12 protein-coding genes are annotated in these 12699 nt (G+C 65.5%); all 12 read left to right on the top strand.

All coding sequences use genetic code 11. The features are described from left to right. The first annotated feature begins 94 nt into the window (after window positions 1-94). The 12 genes from GU927_RS04705 to GU927_RS04650 all read left to right on the top strand — a co-directional run bounded on the left by GU927_RS04705 (window position 95) and on the right by GU927_RS04650 (window position 12699). Window positions 95-1111 carry a DNA-directed RNA polymerase subunit alpha gene (locus GU927_RS04705; protein ID WP_161761212.1) on the top strand — a complete coding sequence of 339 codons (1017 nt, stop codon included), beginning with the start codon at window positions 95-97 and terminating at the stop codon, window positions 1109-1111. Between the two features lie 133 nt (window positions 1112-1244). Beyond that, the gene (gene rplQ, locus GU927_RS04700; RefSeq protein WP_023664561.1) at window positions 1245-1664 is read left to right on the top strand and encodes a 50S ribosomal protein L17; all 420 of its coding nucleotides are present in this window, start codon (window positions 1245-1247) and stop codon (window positions 1662-1664) included. Between the two features lie 192 nt (window positions 1665-1856). Beyond that, complete coding sequence (locus GU927_RS04695) at window positions 1857-2501, top strand: autoinducer binding domain-containing protein (RefSeq protein WP_332838486.1); 645 nt, start codon at window positions 1857-1859, stop codon at window positions 2499-2501. A gap of 48 nt (window positions 2502-2549) precedes the next feature. Beyond that, window positions 2550-3137: an acyl-homoserine-lactone synthase gene (locus GU927_RS04690; protein WP_161761210.1), complete on the top strand. Its 588-nt coding sequence runs from the start codon at window positions 2550-2552 to the stop codon at window positions 3135-3137. 129 nt (window positions 3138-3266) lie between these two features. Continuing rightward, a complete protein-coding gene (locus tag GU927_RS04685) occupies window positions 3267-4661 on the top strand; it encodes a trypsin-like peptidase domain-containing protein (RefSeq protein WP_232843662.1) in 1395 nt (464 codons plus the stop codon). A 23-nt stretch (window positions 4662-4684) separates the two neighbouring features. Further along, window positions 4685-5995, top strand: coding sequence for a replication-associated recombination protein A (locus GU927_RS04680; RefSeq protein ID WP_161761209.1), 1311 nt, complete (start codon window positions 4685-4687; stop codon window positions 5993-5995). A gap of 451 nt (window positions 5996-6446) precedes the next feature. Then, the gene (gene crcB, locus GU927_RS04675; RefSeq protein WP_161761208.1) at window positions 6447-6815 is read left to right on the top strand and encodes a fluoride efflux transporter CrcB; all 369 of its coding nucleotides are present in this window, start codon (window positions 6447-6449) and stop codon (window positions 6813-6815) included. After that, window positions 6812-7858: an RluA family pseudouridine synthase gene (locus GU927_RS04670; RefSeq protein ID WP_161761207.1), complete on the top strand. Its 1047-nt coding sequence runs from the start codon at window positions 6812-6814 to the stop codon at window positions 7856-7858. The genes crcB and GU927_RS04670 overlap by 4 nt, the downstream gene beginning before the upstream one ends. After that, on the top strand, window positions 7855-8562 hold the full coding sequence (locus GU927_RS04665) for an ATP12 family chaperone protein (protein ID WP_161761206.1): 708 nt from the start codon (window positions 7855-7857) through the stop codon (window positions 8560-8562). Before GU927_RS04670 ends, GU927_RS04665 begins: the two co-directional genes overlap by 4 nt. 248 nt (window positions 8563-8810) lie before the next feature. After that, window positions 8811-9836 (top strand): amino acid ABC transporter substrate-binding protein, encoded by a 1026-nt coding sequence (locus tag GU927_RS04660; protein ID WP_161761205.1) that lies wholly within the window; start codon window positions 8811-8813, stop codon window positions 9834-9836. 144 nt (window positions 9837-9980) lie between these two features. After that, complete coding sequence (locus tag GU927_RS04655) at window positions 9981-11258, top strand: amino acid ABC transporter permease (protein WP_161761204.1); 1278 nt, start codon at window positions 9981-9983, stop codon at window positions 11256-11258. A gap of 1 nt (window position 11259) precedes the next feature. After that, window positions 11260-12699 carry an amino acid ABC transporter permease gene (locus tag GU927_RS04650; RefSeq protein WP_161761203.1) on the top strand — a complete coding sequence of 480 codons (1440 nt, stop codon included), beginning with the start codon at window positions 11260-11262 and terminating at the stop codon, window positions 12697-12699.

The following is a 12699-nucleotide window of genomic DNA, read 5'->3' as shown; positions in this document are numbered from 1 at the left end:
GTGCCATCTGGTGCGGCCCGCTTCAGCTATTTCTGATCCTCGGGCGTCGGCTGCTTTCTGGACATGGGCAGCGGACAGGTATGGAGGCGAAAGCATGATCCACAAGAACTGGCAGGAACTCATCAAGCCGACGCAGCTGGTCGTGCGCCCCGGCGCCGATCCCTCGCGCGTGGCCACGGTGATCGCCGAGCCGCTGGAGCGGGGCTTCGGCCTGACGCTGGGCAACGCGCTGCGCCGCGTGCTGATGTCGTCGCTGCAGGGTGGTGCCATCACCAGCGTGCAGATCGACAACGTGCTGCACGAGTTCTCCAGCGTGGCGGGTGTGCGTGAGGACGTCACCGACATCGTGCTGAACCTGAAAGGCGTCAGCCTGAAGATGGAAGTCGAGGGGCCTAAGCGCCTGTCGATCTCGGCCAAGGGGCCGGGCGTCGTGACGGCGGGCGACATCTCGGAGTCGAACGGGATCGAGGTTCTGAACAAGGACCACGTGATCTGCCATCTGGATGACGGCGCGGACGTGTTCATGGAACTGACGGTCAACACCGGCAAGGGCTATGTCTCGGCCGACAAGAACCGCCCCGAGGATGCGCCCATCGGCCTGATCCCGATCGACGCGATCTATTCGCCGGTCAAGAAGGTCAGCTACGAAGTGCAGCCCACCCGCGAGGGGCAGGTGCTGGACTATGACAAGCTGACGATGAAGATCGAAACCGACGGCAGCCTGACGCCGGATGACGCCGTGGCCTATGCCGCGCGCATCCTGCAGGACCAGCTGTCGATCTTCGTCAACTTCGACGAGCCGGAACAGGCTGGCAAGGGCGAGGTCGATGCGGGTCTGGAATTCAACCCGCTGCTTCTGAAGAAGGTGGACGAGCTGGAGCTTTCGGTCCGTTCGGCCAACTGCCTGAAGAACGACAACATCGTCTATATCGGCGACCTGATCCAGAAGACCGAAGCCGAGATGCTGCGCACCCCGAACTTCGGCCGCAAGTCGCTGAACGAGATCAAGGAAGTGCTGTCCGGCATGGGCCTGCACCTTGGCATGGAAGTCGAGGACTGGCCGCCGGAGAACATCGAGGATCTGGCCAAGCGCTTCGAGGACCAGTTCTGACGGGGGGCGGGGTCAACCCCGCCCTACGCAAATGCCCGGATTTCCGGGGAAAGCATGGGCAATACCGCCCCAACGACGCGGTCCGCACGCACGGGTCGCAACACAAAGCAAAACGAGACGATAGGAGATCACCATGCGTCACGCCCGCGGTTACCGCCGCCTGAACCGTACCCACGAACACCGCAAGGCGCTGTTTGCCAACATGGCCGGCTCGCTGATCGAGCACGAGCAGATCAAGACCACCCTGCCCAAGGCCAAGGAACTGCGTCCGATCGTGGAAAAGCTGATCACGCTGGCCAAGCGGGGCGACCTGCACGCCCGCCGTCAGGCTGCCGCCCAGCTGAAGGAAGACCGCCACGTGGCGCGTCTGTTCGACATCCTCGGCCCCCGCTACAAGTCGCGCAACGGCGGCTATCTGCGCGTGCTGAAGGCCGGTTTCCGTTTCGGTGACATGGCCCCGATGGCGATCATCGAATTCGTGGACCGCGACACCTCGGCCAAGGGCGCCGCCGACCGCGCCCGCGTCGAGGCGGAAGAAGCCGCCGAAGATTGATCCGTCCGACTGGATGGATGCAAGGCCCGCCGGTGACGGCGGGCCTTTTGCTTTCTTACCCCCCGTCACGGCCCGCGCGCCAAGCCTGCGGAAAATGTGGCAAAATTTTGACACAGGCCTTCTGTCATGCGACAGACAACCTGTGCGGGCCGCTTTCAACTTGCGCGCTATGCACTTCTGGTCGTAACAATCATGGGTAGCAAGGGGGCGGCCACGGGGCCGGTCATGCTGGAACGCAGGGGCATTAATCAGTTGTTGCAGGAGTTGGGTTCGATCGCCCCGATGGGATATTCGGTCGGATTGCACATCCGCTTTGCAAGCCCCCTCGTCTACCGCAGCACTTATCCCGAGGAATGGGTCGATATCTACAACACCCATTCCTACTATCTGCGTGACCCGCTGGTGTTCTGGGGCCTCGGTCTTGCGGGCACCACGCGGTGGAGTGCCATTCCCCTTCCCGATCCTTTTGGCGTGATGGACAAGGCGGCGCGCTATGGCCTGAATTTCGGGGCCGTATCGTCCTATGGTCCGGTGACGTCGCGGTCCATCGTGGGCATCGCCCGCAGCGACCGCGAATTCTCCGATACCGAGCTTTCCGCGCTGGAAGAATTGACGATCCGCCTGCACATCGAGGCAAAACCGCCGAGCGAGCTGACCAAGGCTCAGATCGAGGCGCTTCGCTGTCTGGCGGATGGGGACCGGCACGCGGCGGCGGCGGAACGGCTCGGCATCTCGGAAAGTGCGCTGAAGGCGCGGCTGGTGTCCGCGCGCATCCGTCTCGAGGCGAGAACCACATCCGAAGCGATCAGGAAGGCGCGGGAGTACCGCCTGATCTGACGCGCGGGCCATCCCTTTTCCGGTTCCAGCCAGAGAAGGAGATGCAGGATGGAAGCGACGACCCTGTCTTTCGACAATATCCACAACCACGGCACCCTGTTTGCCGAGATGTTCCGTGCGCGGCACCGTACGTTCATCCAGCACAACGGGTGGGACCTGCCGCAGGCCGACGGGATGGAGTTCGACCAGTACGACACGCCCGCAAGCCGCTGGGTGGCGGTGCATGAGGGCGGCGAGGTGCTGGCCGGTGTCCGCCTGACCCCGACGATCCACCGCTGCGGCATCTACAGCTATATGATCCGCGACGCGCAGCGGGGCTTGCTCGAGACGATCCCCGACGACCTGCTGAACTTCGCCGCGCCGGTCGACCCGCTGATCTGGGAATCGAGCCGCGTCTTCGTGGCCGAGGCGGTGCCAGCCTCGGACCGGCTGCGGGTGCAGATGCAGCTTATCCACGAGATGGTGGTGTCGGCCCGTGCGCTGGGGGCGCAGCAGCTTTTGGGGATCATTCCGGAACATGCGCCGCGGCTGGCGCGGCGGGTGGGGCTTGACTGTCTGCCCGCCGGTCCGGTGATCGGTGCGGGCGGGATGCGCAGCGTCTGCGTGACGATCAGCATGCAGACGCGGTTGCACTGAATGCAGGGCGCGATCGGGTGGGGCGCGCGGAACTGTGAATGGCGGCGCGGCACGGGTGGCCACAGGGGCGCTTGTGCCGCGTTGCGGCTGGGCGCATATCCTTGACCGGTTCCAGCGGAGGCGATTGCCATGATCCGGTCAGCGGGCCTTGTGGCCCTTGTTGCGCTGTGTGTTGTCCTTCCTTCGGCCCCGCGGGCCGAAACGGCCGTGCCGGAGTCGGCCGCGCAGGTCGCGCTATCCTTTGCGCCGGTGGTCAAGGCGGCGGCACCGGCGGTGGTGAACATCTATGCCACGCGCGTCGTGCAGGAACGGCGCAGCCCCTTTGCCGATGATCCCTTCTTCAGCCAGTTCTTCGATGCGCTGGGGCCGGCGCAGCCGCGGTTGCAGAACTCGCTCGGGTCGGGGGTGATCGTGGATGCGGACGGGATCGTGGTGTCGAACTATCACGTCGTTGGGCAGGCGACAGAAATCCGTGTGGTTCTGAACGACCGGCGCGAATATGCGGCGGATGTGATCCTTGGCGATCAGGAAAGCGATCTGGCGGTGCTGCGCCTGCGGGATGCGGGCGATCTGCCGGTACTGCCCCTGCGGAATTCGGACGAGGTGGAGGTGGGCGATCTGGTGCTGGCCATCGGCAACCCCTTTGGCGTGGGGCAGACGGTGTCGTCGGGCATCATCTCGGGCCTTGCGCGGTCGGCTTTGCAGGTGGGCGACGGGCGGGGGTATTTCATCCAGACCGATGCCGCGATCAATCCGGGCAATTCGGGGGGGGCGCTGGTCGATACCGAAGGGCGGCTGGTGGGGATCAACACCGCGATCCTGACGCAGGGCGGCGGGTCGAACGGGATCGGCTTTGCGATCCCTGCCAATCTGGTCAAGAGCATCGTCGCGCAGGCCGAGGCGGGGGCAGAGCGTTTCGCGCGGCCCTGGGCCGGGGTGACGGGGCAGGCGATGGATGCGGCGCTGGCCGAGGGGCTGGGTCTGGCGCGGCCGGACGGGGTGCTGGTGTCGGATCTGCATCCGCTCAGCCCCTTTGCGGCGGCGGGGGTGAAGGCGGGGGATGTGATCCTGTCGATGGGCGGTGCGGCGACCAATACGCCGCAGGAGATGATCTTCCGCATGGCGGCGCTGGGGACGGGGGCCGAGACCGAGCTGGTCTGGCTGCGCGACGGCGCGGAGATGCGCGGCACGCTGCGGCTGATCGCGGCGCCGGACGATCCGCCGCGCGAGCAGGTGACGGTGACGGAGGATGTGGCCCTGCGCGGCCTGACCGTGGCGCGGGTCAATCCGGCGGTGGCCGAGGAGTTGCGCCTGCCCGTCGGGGTGGAGGGGGTCGTGGTGGTGCAGGCCGAGGATCTGGCGGCGCGGGCGGGGTTCCAGCGGGGGGATCTGGTCATGGCGATCAATGGGGCGGTGGTTGGGTCGCCGTCGGATGTGGTGGCGCTGGCCGAGGTGCCGTCGCGGGTCTGGGTGGTGGACCTTGTGCGGCAGGGGCGGGGGATGCGGATGCGGTTCCGCTTCTGAGCGGATGGGGGTAAGGTCGGGGCATGGCTGACCTGTTCGACTCTGCGCCCAAGGATACCCCCGCCGGTCCGCGACCGCTGGCTGACCGGCTGCGGCCAAGGCGGCTGTCCGAGGTGATCGGGCAGGCGCATGTGTTGTCGCCCGAGGGGCCGCTGGGCGCGATGCTGGCGGCCAAGTCGTTGAGTTCGCTGGTGCTTTGGGGGCCGCCGGGGGTGGGCAAGACCACCATCGCGCGGCTGCTGGCGGACGAGACGGATCTGGCCTTTGTGCAGATTTCCGCGATCTTTACCGGCGTGCCGGACCTGAAGAAGGTGTTCGAGCAGGCGAAGATCAGGCGGCAGAACGGGCAGGGGACGCTGCTGTTCGTGGATGAGATCCACCGTTTCAACAAGGCGCAGCAGGACGGGTTCCTGCCGCATATGGAGGACGGGACGATCCTTCTGGTGGGGGCGACCACCGAGAATCCGAGCTTCGAGTTGAACGCGGCGCTGTTGTCGCGCGCGCAAGTTATTGTTTTGGAACGACTTTCCTTGGCCGATCTGGAGCGGCTGGCGCAGCGGGCGGAAAAGGAGTTGGGGCGGTCGCTGCCGCTGACGGGCGAGGCGCGCGAGGCGATGCTGGAGATGGCGGATGGCGACGGGCGGGCGCTTTTGAACCTGATCGAGCAGGCGGCGGCGTGGAAGGTGGAGCGGCCATTGGACCGCGCCCAGCTTTCGCAAAGGTTGATGCGGCGGGCGGCGAAATACGACAAGTCGGGGGAGGAGCATTACAACCTGATCTCGGCCCTGCACAAATCCATCCGCGGGTCGGACCCGGACGGCGCGCTCTACTGGTTCGCGCGGATGCTGGAGGGGGGGGAGGACCCCCGCTTTCTGGCGCGGCGGCTGGTGCGGATGGCGGTGGAGGATATCGGGCTGGCGGACCCGCAGGCGCAGGGCATCTGCATCGACAGCTGGCAGACCTATGAGCGGCTGGGGTCGCCCGAGGGCGAGCTGGCCCTGGCAAATGCCGTTGTTTATCTGGCACTTGCGCCGAAATCGAACGGGGTCTACGTGGCCTACAAGGCGGCGCGGGCGGCGGCGCGCGAGACGGGGTCGCTGATGCCGCCGCGGCATATCCTGAACGCGCCGACGAAGATGATGAAAGAGATCGGCTATGGCGCGGGCTATGCCTATGACCATGATGCCGAGGATGGTTTTTCGGGGCAGGACTATTTCCCCGAAGGGATGAAGCGGCCCGTCTTCTATGCGCCGCCCGAACGGGGGTTCGAGCGCGAGCTGAAGAAGCGGGTGGAATACTTCGCGAAATTGCGGGCGAAGCGGCAGGGCGGTTAAGTTTTCCGTTTGGTTGCAGGGGGTTGGCGCGACGGGGTTGTGCCGTGCGTTGTGCAGACGGTTGTGCCGCAAAGTGTACATACAAATCCGGAGAGATTTGGGTGCCGATTGTTGGTTAAGGGTGCGTGGGTGCACAGGGTGGGGGTTTTCCCTTGCCTTGGCCGTCTCGGCCGGAGGGACGGGAAGGCGCTGCGCGCGTTGTGGTCTGCAGGGATGTTCTTTCGTCACATCGAGCGCAAGGGCGCGCGAAAGGCCCCAGTGGGGCGTTTCGCGTGGCCGCCGGTAGGGGCGCGCGCGTCACGCCGGGGCGGGCGCCCTTGGCGCACGTCCCGGTGGAGCGGGAGGTGCGCGCCCCGTGGCTTTGGGCCACGGGGCAAACCGGACCGTTGCGCGGGGGGCTCCCCTCCCCACCACGGTTGACATTCCGCCCCCGTGGCGCAATGGAAAGCCCATGATCCAGAGCATCCTTCTTGTTGCCTTGGGCGGGGCTGCGGGTTCCGTCGCGCGCTTTCTCGTTGTCGGGGGCGTGGGTCGGGTCGTGCCCGGCTGGCCGCTGGGGACGCTGGCGGTGAATGTCGCGGGGTCCCTTGCCATCGGGGTGCTTTATGTCCTGCTGACCCAGCGGGTGCAGATTGCGCCGCTGCTGGTTGCGGGGTTCCTTGGCGGGTTCACGACGTTTTCGGCCTTCTCTCTCGACACGCTGAAGCTGTGGGAGGGGGGGCAGGCGATGCAGGCCGCCCTTTATGTCGCGGCCTCGGTCATCCTTTCTCTTGCTGCCGTGGCGCTTGGCGCGGCCCTTGCCCGGAGTATCCCCGCATGAGCGGCGTCAAGACCCTGACCGTTTCGGAAGACGAGGGCGAACAGCGGCTGGACCGCTGGTTCAAGCGGCGCTTTCCGCATGTGACGCAAGGCGCGGTGGAAAAGATGTGCCGCACGGGTCAGGTGCGGGTGGATGGCGCGCGGGCGAAGGCGTCGGATCGCGTGATCCCCGGCCAGGCGATCCGCGTGCCGCCGCTGCCCGATGCCGATGCGCCGTCGCGCCCCCGCCCTGACGGGGTGAGTGCGGCGGACGCCAAGATGATCCAGGACTGCGTGCTGTGGATGGACGAGCATATGATCGTCCTGAACAAGCCTGCGGGTCTGCCGTCGCAGGGCGGCAGCGGGCAGGGCGACCGGCATGTCGACGGGCTGACCGAGGCGCTGAAGTTCGGTTACAAGGACCGGCCCAAGCTGGTGCACCGGCTGGACAAGGATACGTCGGGGCTGTTGATGCTGGCGCGCACGGACCGCGTGGCGCGGGGGCTGTCGGAAAGCCTGCGCCACCGCAACACGCGCAAGATCTATTGGGCGGTGGTGGCGGGCGTGCCCCATCCCAAGAAGGGCAGCATCAAATACGGGCTGATGAAGGCCCCGGGCCATGGCAAGCGCGGCGAGGGCGAGAAGATGCTGTGCGTCCATCCCGCCAAGATGGCCGAGTTCCCCGATGCCAAGCGGGCGCATACCGATTACTTCACGCTGTGGTTCCTTGGGACGCGGCTGTCGTGGATGGCGCTGGAACCTGTCACGGGGCGGACGCACCAGTTGCGCGCCCATATGGCCGAGATCGGTCATCCGATCATCGGGGACGGGAAATACGGCGGGTCCGAGGCCGACAACATGGGCGATGGCTGGGGTGCGGCCGTGGGGGGCGACATCTCGCGCAAGCTGCATCTTCATGCGCGGATGCTGACGGTGGAGCATCCTGTGACGAAGAAGGAGATGACCTTCACCGCGCCGCTGCCCGAACATATGGCGCGGACGTGGAAGGCGCTGGACTGGAAAGAGGATGACGTGCCGGCCGATCCTTTCGAGGTGTTCAAGTGAGTGCATGGAAGGCAAAGCGGTTCTGGACCCGCGCCGAGGCAGAGCCCTGCGAGGGCGGGTTCACCGTCCGGCTGGACGGGCGGGCGGTAAAGACCCCCGCCAAGGCGCCGCTGGTGGTGCCGACGCTGGCGATGGCGCTGGCCATCGCGGCGGAATGGGACGCGCAGACGGGCGAGGTGAAGCCCGATACGATGCCCGTCACGCGGGCGGCCAATTCGGCGATCGACAAGATCGTGCCGCAGCGCGCCGAGGTGGTGGAGATCGTGGCGGCCTATGGCGCATCGGACCTGCTGTGCTATCGCGCGACGGGCCCCGAGGCGCTTGTGTCGCGGCAGGCGGCGGGGTGGGATCCCGTGCTGGACTGGGCGGCGGGTCTGGCGGGGGCGCGGCTTGCGGTGACGCGGGGCGTGATCCCCGTGGCGCAGCCTGCGGAGGCGGTCGCTGCGCTGTCGGCGCGGGTGGCGGCGATGTCGCCGTTCCGGCTGGCGGGGTTCCATGATCTGGTCGCGGTGTCGGGATCGCTGGTGCTGGCGCTGGCGGTGACCGAGGGTCGGCTGCTGCCGGAAGAGGCGTGGCGTCTGTCGCGCATCGACGAGGCGTGGCAGGTCGAGCAATGGGGCGAGGACGAGGAAGCCGCCGCCGCCGAGAGGGTGCGCCATGCGGCCTTTCTGGATGCGGCCCGATTCTATGCATTGTGCGGGTGACAATGCTGCCGAATTTTCGGGCAGCTGCATCTTGATCTGCGGCGAAGCAATCACAAATCATTGATACCGAACGGCTTTCGACCGCGGCGCGGGTTATGCTTGACCTTTCAAACCGCTTCGGAAGAAACTGTCGGGTACTGGGAGAGGCTCACCTCCAGAAGGTATGCCCCCGGTAGGGCGCGTCGCGCCTCAGGGGACCAAGAAAACGTCCATCCCAGAAGGGATGGCACACTCAGGAAGAGGTAAGAATGAAGAAATCCGTATTCCTCGGCGTCGTTGCGGCAACCACCATGGTTGCGGGCGCGGCGGCGGCGCAATCGACGCTGGAAGCCGTCAAGGCACGTGGCGAGCTGATCTGCGGCTCGAACACCGGTCTGACGGGCTTTGGTGCGCCGGATGCGAACGGCAACTGGGCCGGCTTTGACGTGGACCTGTGCCGCGCGGTCGCTGCGGCGATCTTCGGTGATGGCACCAAGGTGAAGTTCGTCCCGACCACGGGCGAAACCCGCTTTACCGCGCTGCAGTCGGGCGAAGTGGACCTGCTGGTCCGCAACTCCACCTGGACGGTCAGCCGTGACTCGGAGCTGGCGCTCGATTTCGTGGCGGTGAACTACTATGACGGCCAGGGCTTCATGGTGAAGAAGGATCTGGGCGTGTCGTCGGCCAAGGAACTGGACGGGGCGACCGTCTGCATCCAGACCGGCACCACGACGGAACTGAACCTTGCCGACTTCTTCAAGCAGAACAACATCAGCTACCAGCCGGTGACCGTGGCCGACGATTCGGAAGCGCAGCGCCAGTATCTGGCCGGCGCCTGCGACGCCTATACCACCGACGCCTCGGGTCTGGCCGCAAGCCGCGCCACGATGCCGGATGCCGAGAACCACGTGATCCTTCCGGAAATCATCTCGAAGGAACCGCTGGGCCCGGTCGTGCGCCATGGCGACAGCAACTGGGGCGATATCGTCCGCTGGACCTATTTCGCGCTGCTGATCGCCGAGGAGAAGGGCATCACCAAGGCCAATGTGAACGAGGTTGCCGGTTCGACCACGGACGAGGAAGTGAAGCGTCTGCTGGGTCTGGCCGATTCGGGCGACCTGCCGGCCAAGCTTGGCCTGCCGAATGACGCGTTCAAGAACGCGATCGCGGCGGTCGGCAACTATGGCGAGATCTTCGCCGCCAATATCGGCGAAGGCACGACCATCAACCTGGCGCGCGGCCTGAACGCGCTGTGGACGCAGGGCGGCCTGCAATACGCCCCGCCCTTCCGTTGATCTGACCACTGACGGGGGCGCCCTGTGCGGGCGCCCCCTGTTCGCCATTACGGATCGCCCGCAGGGTGGCTGGCCGATCCGATGAACACCCGGAACACCGGGGTTCGCGTCGAAAGAAGCGCAAGACACACAGGGGAATACTGCATGGCCGTGGCCAGTGACGTGCCGAAGGAGTCCTTTCGGCTCTCTATGCTCATCTACGATACGCGGTATCGTTCCATTACGATCCAGATATTCGTCCTGCTGCTTTTTGCGCTGTTCGTGTCTTGGCTGATCAGCAATACGATCAGCAATCTGGCAATCCGCGGAAAAGAATTCAATTTCGGCTTCCTGTGGTCGCGGGCAGGCTATGACATCGGTCAGGCGCTGATCCCCTACAGCAATGACAGCAGCCACCTGACCGCGCTTTTCGTGGGGCTGGTCAATACGCTGGTCGTGGCCCTGCTGGGCTGTGTGCTTGCCACCATTCTGGGTGTGATCATCGGCGTGCTGCGTCTGTCGAAGAACTGGCTCGTCGGGCGGTTGATGACCGTCTATGTCGAGATGTTCCGCAACGTGCCGCTCTTGCTGTGGATCCTGCTGTCCTATGTGATCCTGTCCGAGACGACGCCCCAGCCGCGCGATTTCCGCGTGACCGACGAGATGGCGGCGGCGGGCGAGGCGCCGGCGGCGTCGATGATGCTGTTCGATACGGTGGCGGTGACGAATCGCGGCACCAACATTCCGTCGCCTCTGTTCGATGTGAGCCTCGGCTCGGTGGATCTGGGCTTCATGTCGGTCAATCTGACCATCCTTGCCTATATCCTTGTGATCGCGGGGTCTGTCTGGATCAACCGCCGCATCCTTGCCGCCGCGCGGGCGCGGCAGGAGGCGACGGGGGACCGGCCGGTGACGTGGTGGAAGTCGCTGCTGGTGCTGTTCGGGCCGGTGATCGCGCTGAGCGTGGGGCTGGGCCTGCATCTGGAGATACCCGAGCTCAAGGGGTTCAACTTCGCGGGCGGCATCCTTGTGGCCCATTCCTTTACCGCGCTGCTGATCGCGCTGACGCTGTATACGGCAGCCTTCATCGCGGAGATCGTGCGGGCGGGGATCATGGCGATCAACCGTGGCCAGTCGGAGGCGGCCTTTGCGCTGGGCCTGCGGCCGGGGCGGACGATGAACCTGATCATCCTGCCGCAGGCGCTGCGCGTCATCATCCCGCCGCTGATCAGCCAGTTCCTGAACCTGACCAAGAACACCTCGCTGGGGATTGCGGTGAGCTATCTGGACCTGCGCGGCACGCTGGGGGGGATCACGCTGAACCAGACGGGGCGCGAGCTGGAATGCATGTTGCTGATGATGCTGATCTATCTGACGATCAGCCTGATCATCAGCGCGCTGATGAACCTGTATAACTCCTCTGTCCAGATCAAGGCGCGCTGAGATGGAAAAGCATTTTGCACGCACCGAGATGCTGCCGCCGATGGCCCCGCCCGTGACGGAACGGGGGGTGGTGAAGTGGCTGCGCGAGAACCTGTTTTCGGGCTGGTTCAACACGATCCTGACGCTGGCGGGGATCTATGTGATCTGGTCGCTGGTGACGGCGGCGCTGCCGTGGTGGCTGAATTCGGTCTGGACGGCAGAAAGCCTGAGCCAGTGCCGCGAGATCGTCACGGCCACGGCCGGAGAGGGCGCGACGGGGGCCTGCTGGGCGATGATCCGCGAACGCTGGCACCAGTTCCTGTTCGGCTTCTATCCGCAGGATGCCTATTGGCGGCCCGTGCTGGCCTTTGGCCTGCTGTTCGCGGCGATGGCGCCGGTGCTGTTTGCCGGGCAGAAGCGGAACCTGTCGGTCCTGCTGGGCGCTGTGGCGCTGGTCCTGCTGGTGACGCTGATGCCGGCCTCGGCCCCTGTGGCGGTGGTGGTGCTGGTGATGGCGCTGCTGGCGGGGTTCATCGCGCTGGCGCAGGTGCGGCCTGCGATGCTCTTGTGGTTCACGGCGATCTATCCGGCGCTGTGCTTCTGGCTGCTGTGGGGCGGGTCGATCTGGGTGCCCGTCGTGGCGATGCTGGGCTTTGTCGTGATGGGCGGGGCTTATCTGGCGCTGGTCGGGCGGATGGGGCCGACGACATCGGCGGTGACCGGCGTGGCGCTGGCGCTGGTCTGGTGGCTGTTTGTCGATCTGCCGCTGACGCAGGTGATCGACGGTATCGCGCCATTCGCATTGGCAAAGGTCAATTCGGACCAGTTCGGGGGGTTCCTGCTGGCCATCACCATCGGGGTGACGGCGATCACCTTCTCGCTTCCCATCGGCATCCTGCTGGCGCTGGGGCGGCAGTCGGACATGCTGATCGTCAAGACGCTGTGCGTGGGGTTCATCGAGTTCATCCGGGGCGTGCCGCTGATCACGCTTCTGTTCACGGCATCGCTGCTGTTGCAGTATTTCCTGCCGCCGAACACGAATTTCGACATCATCCTGCGGGTGATCATCCTTGTGACGCTGTTTGCCGCGGCCTATCTGGCCGAGGTGATCCGCGGCGGCCTCGCGGCGCTGCCGCGCGGGCAGTACGAGGCGGCGGATGCGCTGGGCCTTGATTACTGGCGGGCGCAGCGGTTGATCATCCTGCCGCAGGCGTTGAAGATTTCCATCCCGGCCATCGTGTCCACCTTCATCGGCCTGTTCAAGGACACGACGCTGGTGGCCTTTGTTGGCCTGATGGACCCGCTGAAGGGCGTCACGCAAATCGTGCGCGCGGACATCGACTGGAAGGGCATCTACTGGGAGCCCTACATCTTTGTCGGCGCCATCTTCTTTGTCATCTGCTTCGGCATGTCGCGCTATTCCATGTATCTGGAGCGCAAGCTGAAGACCGACCACCGGTAA

The organism is Paragemmobacter amnigenus (assembly GCF_009908265.2).
Lineage (GTDB): Bacteria > Pseudomonadota > Alphaproteobacteria > Rhodobacterales > Rhodobacteraceae > Paragemmobacter > Paragemmobacter amnigenus.
This window is presented reverse-complemented; position numbering and strand designations above follow the sequence as displayed.

Coding starts and splice junctions, on each gene's coding strand:
- GU927_RS04705 (WP_161761212.1), top strand. CDS start 95: ATGATCCACAAGAACTGGCAGGAACTCATCAAGCCGACGCAGCTGGTC.
- rplQ (WP_023664561.1), top strand. CDS start 1,245: ATGCGTCACGCCCGCGGTTACCGCCGCCTGAACCGTACCCACGAACAC.
- GU927_RS04695 (WP_332838486.1), top strand. CDS start 1,857: ATGGGTAGCAAGGGGGCGGCCACGGGGCCGGTCATGCTGGAACGCAGG.
- GU927_RS04690 (WP_161761210.1), top strand. CDS start 2,550: ATGGAAGCGACGACCCTGTCTTTCGACAATATCCACAACCACGGCACC.
- GU927_RS04685 (WP_232843662.1), top strand. CDS start 3,267: ATGATCCGGTCAGCGGGCCTTGTGGCCCTTGTTGCGCTGTGTGTTGTC.
- GU927_RS04680 (WP_161761209.1), top strand. CDS start 4,685: ATGGCTGACCTGTTCGACTCTGCGCCCAAGGATACCCCCGCCGGTCCG.
- crcB (WP_161761208.1), top strand. CDS start 6,447: ATGATCCAGAGCATCCTTCTTGTTGCCTTGGGCGGGGCTGCGGGTTCC.
- GU927_RS04670 (WP_161761207.1), top strand. CDS start 6,812: ATGAGCGGCGTCAAGACCCTGACCGTTTCGGAAGACGAGGGCGAACAG.
- GU927_RS04660 (WP_161761205.1), top strand. CDS start 8,811: ATGAAGAAATCCGTATTCCTCGGCGTCGTTGCGGCAACCACCATGGTT.
- GU927_RS04655 (WP_161761204.1), top strand. CDS start 9,981: ATGGCCGTGGCCAGTGACGTGCCGAAGGAGTCCTTTCGGCTCTCTATG.
- GU927_RS04650 (WP_161761203.1), top strand. CDS start 11,260: ATGGAAAAGCATTTTGCACGCACCGAGATGCTGCCGCCGATGGCCCCG.